The sequence below is a fragment of the Streptomyces sp. NPDC059398 genome, assembly GCF_042751845.1.
Lineage (GTDB): Bacteria > Actinomycetota > Actinomycetes > Streptomycetales > Streptomycetaceae > Streptomyces.
The window spans coordinates 1-16,371 of the sequence record NZ_JBHYWP010000136.1; the positions used below are offsets into that span (position 1 = coordinate 1).

The following is a 16,371-nucleotide window of genomic DNA, read 5'->3' on the forward strand; positions in this document are numbered from 1 at the left end:
ATCGTGGACCGTCCAGGCCCCGGTCGCGGGCGCACGGCAGAATGTCCGCCCGTGACCGTGACCGAAATCCCCGGCTCCAAGTCCGTGACCGCGCGCGCCCTCTTCCTGGCCGCCGCGGCCGACGGCACCACCACGCTCCGGCGCCCTCTCGTCTCCGACGACACCGAGGGGTTCGCCGAGGGCCTGACCCGGCTCGGATACGCGGTGGAACGCGGCCCGGACGCCTGGCGGGTCGAAGGGCGCCCGGCCGGGCCGGGGGTGGCCGAGGCCGACGTCTACTGCCGGGACGGCGCCACCACCGCCCGCTTCCTGCCCGCCCTCGCCGCCGCGGGCAGGGGAGAGTTCCCGGGTTCCCCGGGCAGCGGCGGAGGCACCTACCGCTTCGACGCCTCGGCCCAGATGCGCCGCCGCCCGCTGGCCCCGCTCACCCGCGCACTCCAGGAGCTGGGCGTCGACCTCCGCCACGAGGGCGCGGATGGCCACCACCCGCTGCGGATCGTCGCGCGCGGCATCGAGGGCGGCGAACTGACCCTCGACGCGGGCCAGTCGTCGCAGTACCTCACCGCGCTGCTCATGCTCGGCCCGCTCACCCGCACGGGGCTGCGTATCACCGTCACGGACCTCGTCTCCGCCCCGTACATCGGCATCACGCTCGCGATGATGCGCAGCTTCGGCGTCACGGTGGCCCGCGAGGGCAACGTGTTCACGGTGCCGTCCGGCGGCTACCGCGCCACCGAGTACGCCATCGAGCCCGACGCCTCCACGGCGAGCTACTTCTTCGCGGCGGCCGCCGTCACCGGACAGACGGTCACCGTCCCCGGCCTCGGCGCGGGCGCGCTCCAGGGCGATCTGCGCTTCGTCGAGGTGCTCGGCAGGATGGGCGCCGACATCCGTACGACCGCGAGCGGCACCACGGTCACCGGCCCCGGCACCCTCGGCGGACTCACCGTGAACATGCGCGACATCTCCGACACCATGCCGACCCTGGCCGCGATCGCCCCGTATGCGTCGGGCCCGGTCAGGATCGAGGACGTCGGCAACACCCGGGTGAAGGAGTGCGACCGGCTTGAGGCGTGTGCGGAGAACCTCCGGGCGCTCGGGGTCGAGGCCGCCACCGGCCCCGACTGGATCGAGATCCGGCCGGGCGCGCCGGAGCCGGCCCTGATCCGTACCCACGGCGACCACCGCATCGTGATGTCCTTCGCGGTCACCGGCCTGCGCACGCCCGGCATCACCTTCGACGACCCCGGCTGCGTCCGGAAGACCTTCCCCGGCTTCCACGAGGCGTTCGCGGAGCTGCGGCGTTCGTGGTGAAGTGCCCGCCGGGAAACCGCCGCCGTACGCACACGGCGACGCCGCCCGGACACCCCGCACACACCCGAACCGGGGCTCACTGTCCTGACGCCCGCCTTATGCGGCAACAATGGGGGGCATGAGCGACAGCCCAGCCACCCTCGCCGACCCGCACACCGTCTTCGACCCCGTCGAAGGACGCCGGGACATCGTCGTCCTCGGCTCGACCGGGTCCATCGGCACCCAGGCCATCGACCTGGTGCTGCGCAACCCCGACCGCTTCCGGGTGACGGCGCTCTCCGCCGCCGGCGGGCGGGTCGCCCTGCTCGCCGAGCAGGCGCGCCGACTCGGTGTCCGTACCGTCGCTGTCGCCCGAGCGGACGCCGTGCCCGCACTGCGCGAGGCGCTGGGCGCGCAGTACGGCTCCGAACCGCTCCCGGAGATCCTGGCCGGGCCGGAGGCCGCCACCGAAATCGCCGCGTCCGACTGCCACACGGTGCTCAACGGCATCACCGGCTCCATCGGCCTCGCCCCCACCCTCGCCGCACTGACCGCGGGGCGCACCCTCGCCCTTGCCAACAAGGAGTCGCTGATCGTCGGCGGCCCGCTGGTGAAGGCGCTGGCCAAGCCCGCCCAGATCATCCCGGTCGACTCCGAGCACGCCGCGCTCTTCCAGGCGCTGGCGTCGGGCAAGCGCGCCGATGTGCGCAAGCTGGTCGTCACCGCGTCCGGCGGGCCCTTCCGGGGCCGTACCAGGGCCGAACTGGCCGATGTCACCCCGGAGGCCGCGCTGGCGCACCCGACCTGGGCGATGGGCCCGGTCATCACGGTGAACTCGGCGACCCTGGTCAACAAGGGCCTGGAGGTCATCGAGGCGCATCTGCTCTACGACGTCCCGTTCGACCGTATCGAGGTCGTCGTGCACCCCCAGTCGTACGTCCACTCCATGGTCGAGTTCACCGACGGCTCGACCATCGCCCAGGCCACGCCGCCCGATATGAGCGGACCGATCGCCGTCGGCATCGGCTGGCCGCAGCGGATCCCGGACGCGGCCCCCGCGTTCGACTGGACGAAGGCGTCCAGCTGGGAGTTCTTCCCGCTGGACACCGAGGCCTTCCCGTCCGTCGGGCTGGCCAGGCACGTCGGGGCGCTGGGCGGCACGGCCCCCGCCGTCTTCAACGCGGCGAACGAGGAGAGCGTCGACGCCTTCCTGGCCGGAAAGCTGCCCTTCAACGGGATTATGGATACGGTCACCGCAGTCGTGGCCGAACATGGCGAGCCCGGTGCGGGAACTTCTCTGACGGTCGCGGACGTCCTGCAGGCGGAGACCTGGGCACGCGCCCGGGCCCGTGAACTCGCCCGGAAGGCCACAGCGGAGGCTCGCGTATGACCACGATCGTGATGACGGTCATCGGCATCGTCATTTTTGTCTTCGGGCTGCTCTTCTCCATCGCCTGGCACGAGCTGGGCCACCTCTCGACGGCGAAGCTCTTCGGTATCCGCGTCCCGCAGTACATGGTCGGCTTCGGCCCGACCATCTGGTCACGGAAGAAGGGCGACACGGAGTACGGGTTCAAGGCGATCCCGGCCGGCGGCTACATCCGCATGATCGGCATGTTCCCGCCGGGTCCGGACGGCAGGATCGAGTCCCGGTCCACCTCGCCGTGGCGCTCCATGGTCGAGGACGCCAGGTCGGCGGCGTTCGAGGAGCTGGAGGAGGGCGACGAGGAGCGGCTGTTCTACACCCGCAAGCCGTGGAAGCGCGTCATCGTGATGTTCGCCGGTCCCTTCATGAACCTGGTCCTCGCGGTGGTGATCTTCGTCGGGGTCGCGATGTCCTTCGGCTTCGAGACACAGACCACGCAGGTGGCGGGCGTGCAGAAGTGCGTGATCTCGCAGAGCGAGAAGCGCCAGACCTGCGAGAAGGGCGACCCGGTCTCACCGGCCAGGGCCGCGGGCCTGAAGACGGGCGACAAGATCGTCGCATTCGACGGCGCGAAGGTCTCCACCTGGGGCGATCTGTCGGACCACATCCGCGACACCATCGGCCCGGCCACCCTCACCGTGGTACGCGACGGCAAGCAGCAGACCCTGCACGCCGACCTCGCCAAGAACATGGTGGCCCGCAAGGACTCCAACGGGGACGTGGTCCCCGGCAAGTTCGTCCCGGCCGGCTATCTCGGCTTCGCCGCGCAGACCGAGATCAAACCGCTGTCGTTCGGCGCGTCGGTGGGCCGGATGGGCGACATGGTGGAGAACGGCGTCGACTCGATCGTCGCGCTGCCGTCCAAGATCCCGGACCTGTGGAACGCCGCCTTCGACGGCGGTCAGCGCAAGGCCGACTCGCCGGTCGGCGTGGTCGGTGCCGCCCGGATCGGCGGCGAGGTCATGACCCTGCACGTGCCCGCGCAGAACCAGCTGGCGATGATGCTGTTCCTGCTGGCCGGGTTCAATCTGTCGCTCTTCCTCTTCAACATGCTTCCGCTGCTGCCCCTGGACGGCGGCCATATCGCGGGAGCCCTGTGGGAGGCGCTGCGGCGCAATCTGGCCAAGGTCTTCAAGCGGCCCGACCCCGGCCCGTTCGACGTCGCGAAGCTGATGCCGGTGGCGTACGTCGTCGCGGGGGTCTTCGTCTGCTTCACCCTGCTCGTCCTGGTCGCCGACATCGTGAACCCCGTCAAAATCACCTGAGAGGCCCTGGGAAACGCCGCAAGACACGGCGCTGCGACGGCCGCACACCCCCGGTGTGCGGCCGCTCACCTTTGGGTGGTTTACGGGCGCGGGTGTTCGTGTGCTGCCCCGCGTGACGTAATCTCGGTGGCCGAAGCCCGTTGATTCCGGGACCTCGATCCACACCCTTGGGGATGCACTGCGCATGACTGCGATTTCTCTCGGAATGCCGGACGTTCCGACCAAGCTCGCCGACCGGAGGATCAGCCGCAGGATTCAGGTCGGCTCGGTGGCCGTCGGAGGAGACGCACCCGTCTCGGTGCAGTCGATGACCACGACCCGGACCTCGGACATCGGGGCGACGCTTCAGCAGATCGCGGAGCTGACGGCCTCGGGCTGCCAGATCGTACGGGTGGCGTGCCCGACGCAGGACGACGCGGACGCGCTGGCGACGATCGCGAAGAAGTCGCAGATTCCGGTCATCGCCGATATCCACTTCCAGCCGAAGTACGTCTTCGCGGCCATCGACGCCGGATGTGCGGCGGTGCGGGTGAATCCGGGCAACATCAAGCAGTTCGACGACAAGGTGAAGGAGATCGCGCTCGCGGCCTCCGCCGCCGGGACACCGATCCGGATCGGCGTGAACGCGGGCTCGCTGGACGCGCGGCTGCTGAAGAAGTACGGCAAGGCGACGCCCGAGGCGCTGGTCGAGTCCGCGCTGTGGGAGGCCTCGCTCTTCGAGGAGCACGGTTTCCGCGACATCAAGATCTCGGTCAAGCACAACGACCCGGTGGTCATGGTCAACGCCTACCGGCAGCTGGCCGCGCAGTCCGACTACCCGCTGCACCTGGGTGTCACCGAGGCCGGCCCCGCCTTCCAGGGGACCATCAAGTCCGCCGTGGCCTTCGGCGCGCTGCTCAGCGAGGGCATCGGCGACACGATCCGGGTCTCGCTCTCGGCGCCGCCCGCCGAGGAGGTCAAGGTCGGCATCCAGATCCTGGAGTCGCTCAACCTCAGGCAGCGCCGCCTGGAGATCGTCTCGTGCCCCTCCTGCGGCCGGGCCCAGGTCGATGTGTACAAGCTGGCCGACCAGGTCACCGCCGGTCTTGAGGGCATGGAGGTCCCACTGCGCGTCGCCGTGATGGGCTGTGTCGTCAACGGTCCCGGCGAGGCGCGCGAGGCCGACCTGGGCGTGGCGTCCGGGAACGGCAAGGGCCAGATCTTCGTGAAGGGCGAGGTCATCAAGACCGTGCCCGAGTCGAAGATCGTCGAGACCCTCATCGAAGAGGCCATGAAGATCGCCGAGCAGATGGAACGCGACGGCATCGCCTCCGGCGAGCCCGCGGTGTCCGTCAGCTGAGTGCTCCGTAGCTCAGTGCTCCATAGCTGGGTCCTGCATAGCCGAGTGCTCCGTCATAGCTGAGTGCTCGTCGGCTGGACCGCTCCGGCGGCGCGTGGGACAAGGCCCTGTGCACAACGGTGCAACCCCTGAGGGAGCCCCGGGGACAGGGCCTTCTCCCGCGCGAGCGGTGCTGCGAACCATCTCCGGGTACAGTTCGGAGACCAGCAGACCGTGTGACTCCGCCCCCGAGGGGCTTCTCGCGGTGACGCATCGGCCATCCCCGGCCGATGCCGGACAGGCGCGCTGCAACGCTAGCAAGAAGCGCGATGCCGTGACATGCCCCGAAGGAGCGTTGGAGCGACCCTTGTGTTGACGCAGACCACCACCCGGGTCCTCGAACCCGGCGAACTCGACGCGGCGCTCGAAATCCTGCACAGCGACCCCGTCGTCAACGCCTTCGTGACCTCCCGCGTCCAGGTCGCCGGACTCGACCCCTGGCGGCTCGGCGGCGAGATGTGGGGCTGGTACACCGGGGGCAGGCTCCGCTCGCTCTGCTACTCGGGCGCCAACCTCGTCCCCATCTGCGCGGGCCCCGAAGCCGTACGCGCCTTCGCCGAACGCGCCCGCCGGGCCGGCCGCCGCTGCTCCTCCATCGTGGGACCCGCCGAGTCCACCGCGCTGCTCTGGCAGCTCCTCGAACCGAGCTGGGGCCCCGCGCGCGACGTCCGCGCCCACCAGCCGCTGATGCTCACCGATGAGCCGTCGCCCGACATCACGCCCGACCCGCTGGTCCGCCGGATCCGCAAGGACGAGCTGGAAGTGATCATGCCCGCGTGTGTGGCCATGTTCACCGAGGAGGTCGGTGTCTCGCCGATGGCGGGGGACGGCGGGCTTCTCTACCAGGCGCGCGTCGCCGAACTGGTCGGCTCCGGCCGCTCGTTCGCCCGCATCGAGAACGGCCAGGTCGTGTTCAAGGCCGAGATCGGTGCCGCCACCGCGCTGGCCTGCCAGATCCAGGGAGTCTGGGTCGCCCCCGAGTTCCGCGGCCGCGGCCTCTCCGAGACGGGCATGGCGGCCGTCCTGCGCTACGCGCTCGCCGATGTCGCCCCCGTGGTCAGCCTGTACGTCAACGACTTCAACGCCGCGGCCCGCGCCTCCTACCGCCGGGTCGGCTTCCGTGAGGTCGGGTCGTTCATGAGCGTCCTGTTCTGACACCGCAGCTGTGGGGCTAGGGTGCCGACCATGGATGACGCAGCGGTCGGACCGGTCGATCTCGCCGGACGAGTGGACGAGGCGCTGGCCGTACAGGCCGTCGCGTTCGGCCTCAGCGAGGCCGAGGTCGCCGTACGCCGCCACATCGTGCTGCGCCATCTGCAGAACCCGGGCGCCCGCGCCCTCGGTGCGACCGCACCCGACGGCCGGCTCGTCGGCTTCGTGTACGGGATGCCCAACAGCCGCGCCCACTGGTGGTCCACGGTCGTCGAGCCGTATCTGCGCGCCACCGGCTCCGACTTCTGGCTCGACGACTCCTTCGTCATCACCGAACTGCACGTCCACCCCGGCTTCCAGGGCCGGGGCACCGGCCGCGCACTGATCACCGGGATCACCGACGGCGCCGCCGAACCCCGGTCGATCCTCTCGGCCATCGACCGCGAGTCCCCGGCCCGCGGTCTCTACCGCTCCCTGGGGTACACGGACCTCGCACGGCAGGTCCACTTCCCCAGCGCGGGAATGCCGTACGCCGTGATGGGCGCCCCGCTCCCGCTGCTGCGCCCGCGACCGCCCGGGCAATAACCGATTTCCGCCCGCCCGCCGGACACGGTTAACCTCCTGACATCACCGACGGGGGTCCGGGGGGCGTCCCCCGGAAAACACAGCCAAGCAGGAGAGTCACCATGGCCCAGGTCCAGCGCATGTCCCGGTTGATGGTCAAGACCTTGCGCGACGACCCGGCGGACGCGGAGACGCTCAGCCACAAGCTCCTGGTCCGCGCCGGTTACGTACGCCGCAACGCGGCCGGGATCTGGACCTGGCTGCCGCTGGGCAAGAAGGTCCTCGACAACGTCTCCCGCGTGGTGCGCGAGGAGATGGACGGCATCGGCGCGCAGGAGGTCCTGCTCCCCGCCCTGCTGCCCAAGGAGCCCTACGAGGCGTCCGGCCGCTGGGAGGAGTACGGCGACCTCCTCTTCCGCCTCAAGGACCGCAAGGGCGCCGACTACCTCCTCGGCCCCACCCACGAGGAGATCTTCACCCAGACCGTCAAGGACCAGTGCACGTCCTACAAGGACCTGCCGGTGATGCTCTACCAGATCCAGACGAAGTACCGGGACGAGGCGCGTCCGCGCTCCGGCGTGCTGCGCGGCCGTGAGTTCCAGATGAAGGACTCGTACTCCTTCGACACCACGGACGAGGGCCTGGCCGAGTCCTACCGGCTGCACCGCGAGGCGTACATCCGGATCTTCGAGCGCCTCGGTCTCGACCACCGGATCGTCTCCGCCGTCTCCGGCGCGATGGGCGGCTCGGCCTCCGAGGAGTTCCTGGCCCCGGCCGCCGCAGGCGAGGACACCTTCGTGGACTGCCCGAACTGCGACTACGCGGCCAACACCGAGGCGGTCACCTTCAAGGCCCCCGCGGCGGACGGCACGGAACACGGCCCTGCCGAGGAGCTGGACACACCCGACACCCCGACGATCGAGACGCTGGCCGCGCACCTGGGGGTGCCCGCTTCCGCCACCCTGAAGAACCTGCTGGTCAAGGTCGACGGTGAGATCGTCGCCGTCGGCGTGCCCGGCCACCGCGAGGTCGACCTCGGCAAGCTGGGCGAACACCTGGCCCCCGCCGTGGTCGAGCTGGTCACCGCCGAGGACTTCGAGGGCCGCCCGGACCTGGTGCGCGGCTATGTCGGCCCGCAGGGCCTCGAAAAGGTCCGCTACATCGCCGATCCGCGGGTCGCGGCCGGTACGGCCTGGATCACCGGCGCCAACAAGCCCGGCAAGCACACGCGCGACGTCGTCGCCGGACGTGACTTCGAGGTGGACGACTACCTCGACGTGGTGGTCGTCGAGCCCGGCGACCCCTGCCCCGCCTGCGGCACCGGCCTCAAGCTGGACCGCGCGATCGAGATCGGCCACATCTTCCAGCTGGGCCGCAAGTACGCGGACACCTTCCAGCTCGATGTGCTGGGCCAGCAGGGCAAGCCGGTCCGGGTCACGATGGGCTCGTACGGCATCGGCGTCTCGCGTGCCGTCGCCGCGCTCGCCGAGCAGTCCGCCGACGACAAGGGGCTGTGCTGGAACAAGGAGGTCGCACCGGCCGATGTGCACGTGGTCGCCGCGGGCAAGGCGCTCCAGACCGAACTGGCCCTGGACGTCGCCGAGAAGCTGGCCTCGGCCGGTGTGCGGGTGCTGGTCGACGACCGCGCCGGGGTCTCTCCCGGAGTGAAGTTCACCGACTCCGAGCTGATCGGCGTCCCGCAGATCCTGGTCGCGGGCCGCCGGGCGGCGGACGGCGTCCTGGAACTCAAGGACCGGCGCACGGGCGAGCGCGAGGAGCTCACGGTCGCCGAGGCGCTCACCCGGCTGGCCGGCTGACCGGCTGACCGGCTGCCCCGGTCGGCCTCCCATGGCGGCCGGCCGGGGCACACGCGCCGGTCCTGCGCTCCGGCAGACACGCGTACGGGCCGGGCGGGCCGGGGGAGCGGAAGCACTCCCCGCCCGCCCGTACGCGTCAGAGCCAGCCCGCGAACTCCAGCAGCAGCTCCCCGTCCTGCCGCCGTCCGGCCGCGATCGCCCGCACCCCCGACTCGACCGCCCGGAACAGGGTCCAGCCGTGCAGCCGCGCGTGCTCGACCTCCAGCGAGTCCGCCAGCCGGTTCACCCGCCGCCGTACCGTGGAGGGGCCCACGGCCGCCGCGACCAGATCGTCCACCCGGTCGCGCACCAGCCGGGCCAGGTCGTAGGCGCGCTCACCGACCACCGGATCCGGACCCACCGCGAGCCAGGGGGCCCGCTCACCCGCGAGCACCTTGCTCTGGCGGAAGTTGCCGTGCAGCAGCACGCTCTCCGGAGCCGAGACGAGCAGCTCGTCACGGGCCCCTAGCGCCGCGTCGACCAGCGGGACCACCAGCGGCTCTGCCTTCGCGCGCATCGCCGCGGCCTGCCGGGCGGTCCGCTCGGCCACCGTCTCGAAACCGTGCCCGTCCGGCGGCGTCACCCAGAGCTTGCGCACCGTCCCCGCGGCTTCGAGCAACGCCTTGGCCTCCGGGAGCGAGTGCAGCGAGACCTCCGGGTGCAGACGCTCCAGGAGCAGCGCGGTGTCACCGGGGGCCGCGTCGTCGAGCAGCCGCACGGCGCCCCACCCGCTCCAGTGCGCCAGCGCGGCCCGCTCCAGATCGGGCCGGGCGAAGGGCGGGGCCAGCTTGAGCACCGCATGCTCGCCGCCGGAGCGGCGCACCAGCACGATCAGGGCGCTCCTGCCGCCCGGGGCCTGCACCCGTTCGGCGGTCAACTCCCGTACGCCGATGGCCCCTTGCATATCAGTCTGAATCCCGCTGAACCAGTCGGCGGCCGCGGCGTCCCCGTACGTCTCGCCGAGCGCCCTGACAAGCCGCTGCGGCGGTTCGAAAGTCATGCGTGCGTGGTTCCCTTTCCGGCGCTTGTCGGGGCCCGCTCGGCGAGCCCCGGAAAGGCTACGCTGCCGTCGCCGCGCCACCGCGCAGCGCGCACCGCGGCCTCCCGCAGCGCCAGCGCCGCCTCGTGGCGCAGCGGCCCCCGCGCGGCCCGCACCAGGTCGGAGTAGACATCGGCCACCCGGTCCTCCAGCACCGCGGCCAGCCGGACCGCGTCGGCCTGTTCCGCCACGTCGAAGGGCAGCGCATAGGCGGCCGACGCCGCGACCGGCTTGCCGCCCAGATCGCGCACGGTGCGGACCAGCGCGTCACGCCTGGCCCGGTGGGCGTCGTACGCCTGGTGCGCCTCGGCCCTGCGCGCCGCGGAGACCCGGCCGCCGACGACGCCGTACCCGTACACGGCCGCGTGCTCGGCCGCCAGCGCGGCCTGCGCCGCTTCGCGTGCGCTCATCAGTGGTCCCCCCGGGTCAGCAGATACGCGTGGACGGCGGACGCCGCCGCGAGCGAGGCCAGCAGTCGCGCCAGCTCGGGCGGGGCATCGGCGAGTGCCGCGGTATGGGCGTCGGTGGCACGCCGCTCGGCCGCCGCCAGTGCCTTCAGGGCGGCCCCGAGGTCCGCCGGCACCGCGGGCGGCGCGGGCGCGGGGGAGGCCTTGCGGGTCGGCACGGGCGCCGGGGACGGCGCGGGCGCCGCCAGCGCCTTGACATGCAGCGCCACGGTGTCCCGCAGCGGGGCCGCCAGCTTCTCCGTCGCCGCGTCCCGGTGCTGGGCGAGCACCGCGTCGTACAGGGCGAGCAGAGCGCCGCTGGTCCGCGCGGAGCGCTGCCGCAGAACCGTTCCGGCGCTGAGGGCCGCCGCTCCCTGTGTACGGTGGGCGTCGGACCGGTCCGAACAGCCGGTCAGGAGTGCGGCACCGGCAGCCGCCGTCGCGCCCAGTACACCCCTGCGTGTGGTCCCCGTGCCCAGCACGTGTCTCTCCCTCGGCCCGAAGTGATCACCGCAGGCGAGCGTACCTTCGGGTCAACACAGCGAGGACGGCAACACCCCTGGCGACCGGATACCCTTTGATCTGACACGCGACGATCAGACACGCGGCGATCGAGAAACACGCCGATCCCACAACAGCACACGCGGCCGAGGAGTCACCCGGATGAGCACCACCCAGAGCGAGAGGCTGCGCGGGCTGCTGGAACCGCTCGTCGCCGCCAAGGACCTGGAACTGGAAGAGGTCGAAGTCTCCCGGGCCGGCCGGCGTGGCGTGCTGAGGATCACCGTGGACTCCGAGGACGGCGTCGAGCTGGACACCTGCGCCGAGCTGAGCCGGGCCGTCTCCGAGAAGCTCGACGAGAGCGATGTGATGGGCGACGGCGAGTACGTACTCGAAGTCACCTCACCGGGGGCCGACCGCCCGCTGACGGAACACCGCCACTACGTACGGGCCACCGGCCGGCTGGCCAGGCTGACGCTGACCGGGGGCGACGAGCTGGTCGCGCGCATCCTCGCGGTGGACACCGACGGCCTCGACCTCGAAGTACCGGGCGTGAAGGGGCGCAAGCCCACCGCCCGCCGGGTCGGGTTCGCCGAGATCGCCAGGGCGCGCGTCGAGCTGGAATTCAACCGCAAGGACAAGAAGGAAGAGGAGGCGTAGCCATGGACATCGACGTAAAGCTTCTGAAGGGCTTGGCGAAGGAGAAGGAGATCTCCTTCGACCTGCTGGTCGAGGCGATCGAGTCGGCCCTCCTCATCGCCTACCACCGCACCGAGGGAAGCCGCCGTCTCGCCCGCGTGCGTCTCGACCACGACAACGGTCATGTGACGGTCTGGGCGAAGGAGGACCCGGCCGACCTCGAAGAGGGCCAGGAGGCCCGGGAGTTCGACGACACCCCGTCCGACTTCGGCCGGATCGCCGCGACCACCGCCAAGCAGGTCATCCTGCAGCGGCTGCGGGACGCGGAGGACGACCTGACCTTCGGCGAGTACGCCGGGCGCGAGGGCGATGTCGTCGCCGGCGTCGTCCAGCAGGGCAAGGACCCGCGGAACGTACTGGTCGACATCGGCAAGCTGGAGGCCATCCTGCCGGTGCAGGAGCAGGTGCCCGGCGAGACCTACTCGCACGGGCTGCGGCTGCGCACCTATGTGGTCCGGGTGGCCAAGGGGGTCCGCGGCCCGTCCGTGACCCTCTCGCGCACCCACCCCAACCTGGTGAAGAAGCTCTTCGCGCTGGAGGTCCCGGAGATCGCGGACGGCTCGGTCGTCATCGAGGCCATCGCCCGCGAGGCCGGCCACCGCAGCAAGATCGCCGTGCGCTCGACCCGGTCGGGGCTCAACCCGAAGGGCGCCTGCATCGGTCCGATGGGCAGCCGGGTGCGCAACGTCATGGCCGAGCTGCTCGGCGAGAAGATCGACATCGTGGACTGGTCGGACGACCCGGCCGAGCTGGTGGCCAGTGCCCTCTCACCGGCCCGGGTCAGCAAGGTCGAGATCGTCGACCTCGCCGCCCGGTCGGCGCGGGTCACGGTCCCCGACTACCAGCTCTCGCTGGCCATCGGCAAGGAGGGGCAGAACGCCCGCCTCGCCGCCCGGCTCACCGGCTGGCGCATCGACATCCGCCCGGACACCGAGCCGGACAGCGGCCCGTCCGACAGCCGGGCCCAGCAGGACTGAGGCCGGTCCCGGCCGGGCGCCGGGACCGTATCCGCACGATTCCGGAGAACTTCCGGACAACATCCGTTCGATTCCTGCCCCCATCGGGTGGGGTCGTTACGGGGAGGTAGACTTGAACGCGTCTGGCCGGACAGTCGACCGAGCGTGCCCCGAGCGAACCTGCGTGGGATGCCGGAAGCGGACGGCCAAGAGCGAACTGCTGCGCATCGTCGTGGTCGGGGGCCAATGCGTCCCCGATCCGCGCGGTACGCTGCCCGGCCGGGGTGCGTATCTGCACCCCGCCTCGGTCTGCCTCGACCTGGCGGTCCGCCGCCGGGCGTTCTCCAGGGCCTTCAAGGTCAGGGGTCCGCTCGACAGCGCGGAGCTGACCCAGTATGTCGGGCAGGCAGCACCGTAATAAGTGAACGGCACGGGTCCCCGTGCGGTCAGGTACCTCGCGAGTTGGAAGTAGGTCGAGATTGCGATGAGCACTCGATGAGTACGCGATGAGTACGCCCATGAAGTAGCGACGGTCCGGCGGTAACCCGGACCTAAAAGGAGCGAAGTGGCTAAGGTCCGGGTATACGAACTCGCCAAGGAGTTCGGAGTTGAGAGCAAGGTCGTCATGGCCAAGCTCCAAGAACTCGGTGAATTCGTACGTTCGGCGTCCTCGACGATCGAGGCGCCGGTCGTGCGCAAGTTGACTGACGCTTTGCAGGGGCCCGGCGGCAACGCCGGCAAGTCCGCTGCCAAGCCTGGCGCGCCCCGCAAGGCAGCGCCCTCCCCCGCACCCCGTGCGGGTTCCACTCCCGCGGCGCCGTCTCCGGCCGCCGCGGCCCGTCCCGCTGCCCCGAAGCCCGGCGCCCCGGCCCCCAAGCCGGCCGCCGCCGAGGCTCCGCAGAGCAGCGCTCCCAGCACGCCGTCGGCGCCGTCTCCGGCCGCCCCCGGACCGCGCCCCGGCCCCAAGCCCGCGGCCAGGCCCGGTCCTGCGGCTCCGGTTCCCGCGGCCGAGTTCTCGGCGCCCGCACCGGCCCAGCCGGCGACGCCGCAGACCCCGCGCCCCTCGGGCGCCACCCCGGGTCCCCGTCCCACCAACGCCCGTCCGGCCCCGTCCGGCGGTCAGCGTGACGGTGGCCGCGGCGGCGAGCGTCCGGCACGGCCGGCCGGCCAGGGCGCCCCGCGTCCCGGCGGCAACCGTCCGTCCGGTCCCCGTCCGGGCAACAACCCGTTCACCTCCGGTGGCTCCACCGGTATGGCCCGCCCGCAGGCACCCCGTCCCGGTGGCGCCCCGCGTCCCGGCGGCGGCCAGGACCGCCCCGGCGGCCCGCGCCCGCAGGGTGGTCCCGGTGGCGCTCCGCGTCCCCAGGGCCAGGGCGGCGCCCGTCCCAGCCCCGGTGGCATGCCCCGTCCGCAGGGCGGCGCTCCGCGCCCCGGCGGCGGTCCCGGCGGTAACCGTCCCAACCCCGGCATGATGCCGCAGCGTCCCGCTGCCAGCCCCCGTCCCGGTGGCGGTCCCGGCGGTGGCGGCCGTGGTCCCGGCGGCGCCGGCCGTCCCGGCGGCGGTGCCCGTCCGGGCGGCGGCGGCTTCGCCGGACGTCCGGCAGGTCCCGGCGGCGGCCGTCCCGGCGGCGGTGGCTTCGGCGGCCGTCCCGGCGGTGGCGCTCCCGGTGGTGGCTTCGGCGGCCGTCCCGGTTTCTCGGGCCGTCCCGGCGGCCCCGGTGGCCGTGGTGGCACACAGGGCGCCTTCGGCCGTCCCGGCGGGCCTGCCCGCCGCGGCCGCAAGTCGAAGCGGCAGAGGCGCCAGGAGTACGAGGCCATGCAGGCCCCGTCGGTGGGCGGTGTCATGCTGCCCCGCGGCAACGGACAGGCCGTCCGGCTGTCGCGCGGTGCCTCCCTCACCGACTTCGCGGAGAAGATCAACGCCAACCCGGCGTCGCTCGTCGCCGTGATGATGAACCTCGGCGAGATGGTCACGGCCACGCAGTCCGTCTCCGACGAGACGCTGAAGCTCCTCGCGGACGAGATGAACTACGTCCTGGAGATCGTCAGCCCGGAGGAGGAGGACCGCGAGCTGCTCGAGTCCTTCGACATCGAGTTCGGCGAGGACGAGGGCGGCGAAGAGGCCCTGGTCTCGCGTCCGCCGGTGGTGACCGTCATGGGTCACGTCGACCACGGTAAGACGCGCCTCCTCGACGCGATCCGCAAGACGAACGTCGTCGCGGGCGAGGCCGGCGGGATCACGCAGCACATCGGTGCGTACCAGGTCTCGTCCGAGGTCAACGGTGAAGAGCGCAGGATCACCTTCATCGACACCCCGGGTCACGAGGCGTTCACCGCCATGCGTGCCCGTGGTGCCAAGTCGACCGACATCGCGATCCTCGTGGTGGCGGCCAACGACGGTGTGATGCCCCAGACGATCGAGGCGCTGAACCACGCCAAGGCGGCCGAGGTGCCGATCGTGGTCGCGGTCAACAAGATCGACGTCGAGGGCGCCGACCCGACCAAGGTGCGCGGTCAGCTCACCGAGTTCGGTCTGGTGGCCGAGGAGTACGGCGGCGACACGATGTTCGTCGACATCTCCGCCAAGCAGGGCCTCAACATCGAGTCCCTCCTGGAGGCCGTCGTCCTCACCGCCGACGCCTCGCTCGACCTGCGGGCCAACCCGGAGCAGGACGCGCAGGGTATTGCGATCGAGTCCCACCTGGACAAGGGCCGCGGTGCCGTCTCGACCGTCCTGGTCCAGCGCGGCACGCTGCGCATCGGTGACACGATGGTCGTCGGCGACGCGTACGGCCGGGTCCGGGCGATGCTCGACGACAACGGCCAGAACGTCCAGGAAGCGGGTCCCTCGACCCCCGTCCTGGTCCTGGGTCTCACCAACGTCCCGGGTGCGGGCGACAACTTCCTGGTCGTCGACGAGGACCGTACGGCCCGTCAGATCGCCGAGAAGCGTGCCGCCCGTGAGCGCAACGCCAACTTCGCCCGCAAGGGCGTCCGGTTCTCCCTGGAGAACCTGGACGAGGCGCTCAAGGCCGGTCTGGTCCAGGAGCTCAACCTCATCATCAAGGGCGACGCGTCCGGTTCGGTGGAGGCTCTCGAGTCCTCGCTGCTCCAGCTCGACGTCGGCGAAGAGGTCGACATCCGGATCCTGCACCGCGGTGTGGGTGCGGTCACCGAGTCGGACATCAACCTGGCGACCGGCTCCGACGCCATCGTCATCGGCTTCAACGTGCGCGCCGCGGGGCGTGCCGAGCAGATGGCCGAGCGCGAAGGCGTGGACGTCCGGTACTACTCGGTCATCTACCAGGCGATCGAGGAGATCGAAGCGGCCCTCAAGGGCATGCTCAAGCCGGAGTACGAAGAGGTCGAGCTCGGCACGGCGGAGATCCGCGAGATCTTCCGCTCGTCCAAGCTGGGCAACATCGCCGGTGTGCTGGTCCGCTCCGGCGAGGTCAAGCGCAACACCAAGGCGCGCCTGCTGCGCGACGGCAAGGTCGTCGCGGAGAACCTCAACATCTCCGGTCTGCGCCGCTTCAAGGACGACGTCACCGAGATCCGCGAAGGGTTCGAGGGTGGTATCAACCTCGGCAACTTCAACGACATCAAGATCGACGACGTCATCGCGACGTACGAGATGCGCGAGAAGCCCCGCGGCTGATCCGTATCGCGGTTGATCCGCACCCCCGGGGCAGCAGCCCCGGAGGCGCGGTGGGGGGGGGGGGGCGCGGCGGGGGGTTATGGGGGGCGGGCCCCGGCCCGGGGGGGGTGCGGGGGGGGGGTGGCCCCCCCCCGGGGT

At 71.5% G+C, this 16,371-nt stretch carries 14 protein-coding genes; 11 read left to right on the top strand and 3 right to left on the bottom strand.

What is annotated here, in order from left to right:
• The first annotated feature begins 51 nt into the window (after positions 1-51).
• From aroA to ACFXBC_RS32460, 7 genes are all read left to right on the top strand, one after another.
• On the top strand, positions 52-1,314 hold the full coding sequence (gene aroA, locus ACFXBC_RS32430) for a 3-phosphoshikimate 1-carboxyvinyltransferase (protein ID WP_385032743.1): 1,263 nt from the start codon (positions 52-54) through the stop codon (positions 1,312-1,314).
• A gap of 109 nt (positions 1,315-1,423) precedes the next feature.
• On the top strand, positions 1,424-2,683 hold the full coding sequence (gene dxr / locus ACFXBC_RS32435) for a 1-deoxy-D-xylulose-5-phosphate reductoisomerase (protein WP_385032746.1): 1,260 nt from the start codon (positions 1,424-1,426) through the stop codon (positions 2,681-2,683).
• Positions 2,680-3,984 (top strand): M50 family metallopeptidase, encoded by a 1,305-nt coding sequence (locus ACFXBC_RS32440; RefSeq protein ID WP_385032749.1) that lies wholly within the window; start codon positions 2,680-2,682, stop codon positions 3,982-3,984. The genes dxr and ACFXBC_RS32440 overlap by 4 nt, the downstream gene beginning before the upstream one ends.
• A 184-nt stretch (positions 3,985-4,168) precedes the next feature.
• Positions 4,169-5,323 carry a flavodoxin-dependent (E)-4-hydroxy-3-methylbut-2-enyl-diphosphate synthase gene (ispG, locus tag ACFXBC_RS32445; RefSeq protein WP_385032752.1) on the top strand — a complete coding sequence of 385 codons (1,155 nt, stop codon included), beginning with the start codon at positions 4,169-4,171 and terminating at the stop codon, positions 5,321-5,323.
• Between the two features lie 348 nt (positions 5,324-5,671).
• On the top strand, positions 5,672-6,517 hold the full coding sequence (locus ACFXBC_RS32450) for a GNAT family N-acetyltransferase (protein ID WP_385032755.1): 846 nt from the start codon (positions 5,672-5,674) through the stop codon (positions 6,515-6,517).
• A 30-nt stretch (positions 6,518-6,547) separates the two neighbouring features.
• A complete protein-coding gene (locus ACFXBC_RS32455) occupies positions 6,548-7,099 on the top strand; it encodes a GNAT family N-acetyltransferase (protein WP_385032758.1) in 552 nt (183 codons plus the stop codon).
• A gap of 101 nt (positions 7,100-7,200) precedes the next feature.
• Positions 7,201-8,895: a proline--tRNA ligase gene (locus ACFXBC_RS32460; RefSeq protein ID WP_385032761.1), complete on the top strand. Its 1,695-nt coding sequence runs from the start codon at positions 7,201-7,203 to the stop codon at positions 8,893-8,895.
• A 136-nt stretch (positions 8,896-9,031) separates the two neighbouring features.
• Here the strand turns inward: ACFXBC_RS32460 and ACFXBC_RS32465 are convergent, their stop codons facing one another.
• The 3 genes from ACFXBC_RS32465 to ACFXBC_RS32475 are packed head-to-tail and all read right to left on the bottom strand — an operon-like array spanning position 9,032 to position 10,901.
• Positions 9,032-9,934: an aminoglycoside phosphotransferase family protein gene (locus tag ACFXBC_RS32465; RefSeq protein WP_385032764.1), complete on the bottom strand. Its 903-nt coding sequence runs from the start codon at positions 9,932-9,934 to the stop codon at positions 9,032-9,034.
• Complete coding sequence (locus ACFXBC_RS32470) at positions 9,931-10,383, bottom strand: ferritin-like domain-containing protein (RefSeq protein WP_385032767.1); 453 nt, start codon at positions 10,381-10,383, stop codon at positions 9,931-9,933. The genes ACFXBC_RS32465 and ACFXBC_RS32470 overlap by 4 nt, the downstream gene beginning before the upstream one ends.
• Positions 10,383-10,901 carry a hypothetical protein gene (locus ACFXBC_RS32475; RefSeq protein WP_385032770.1) on the bottom strand — a complete coding sequence of 173 codons (519 nt, stop codon included), beginning with the start codon at positions 10,899-10,901 and terminating at the stop codon, positions 10,383-10,385. The genes ACFXBC_RS32470 and ACFXBC_RS32475 overlap by 1 nt, the downstream gene beginning before the upstream one ends.
• 181 nt (positions 10,902-11,082) lie before the next feature.
• On the opposite strand from ACFXBC_RS32475, the gene rimP reads away from it, so the two are divergent.
• The 4 genes from rimP to infB all read left to right on the top strand — a co-directional run bounded on the left by rimP (position 11,083) and on the right by infB (position 16,233).
• The gene (gene rimP, locus ACFXBC_RS32480) at positions 11,083-11,580 is read left to right on the top strand and encodes a ribosome maturation factor RimP (protein ID WP_385032773.1); all 498 of its coding nucleotides are present in this window, start codon (positions 11,083-11,085) and stop codon (positions 11,578-11,580) included.
• A gap of 2 nt (positions 11,581-11,582) precedes the next feature.
• Positions 11,583-12,596, top strand: coding sequence for a transcription termination factor NusA (gene nusA, locus ACFXBC_RS32485; RefSeq protein ID WP_385032776.1), 1,014 nt, complete (start codon positions 11,583-11,585; stop codon positions 12,594-12,596).
• A 163-nt stretch (positions 12,597-12,759) separates the two neighbouring features.
• Positions 12,760-12,993 carry a YlxR family protein gene (locus ACFXBC_RS32490; RefSeq protein ID WP_385032779.1) on the top strand — a complete coding sequence of 78 codons (234 nt, stop codon included), beginning with the start codon at positions 12,760-12,762 and terminating at the stop codon, positions 12,991-12,993.
• A gap of 147 nt (positions 12,994-13,140) precedes the next feature.
• Complete coding sequence (gene infB, locus ACFXBC_RS32495; protein WP_385032782.1) at positions 13,141-16,233, top strand: translation initiation factor IF-2; 3,093 nt, start codon at positions 13,141-13,143, stop codon at positions 16,231-16,233.
• Positions 16,234-16,371: the final 138 nt, after the last annotated feature.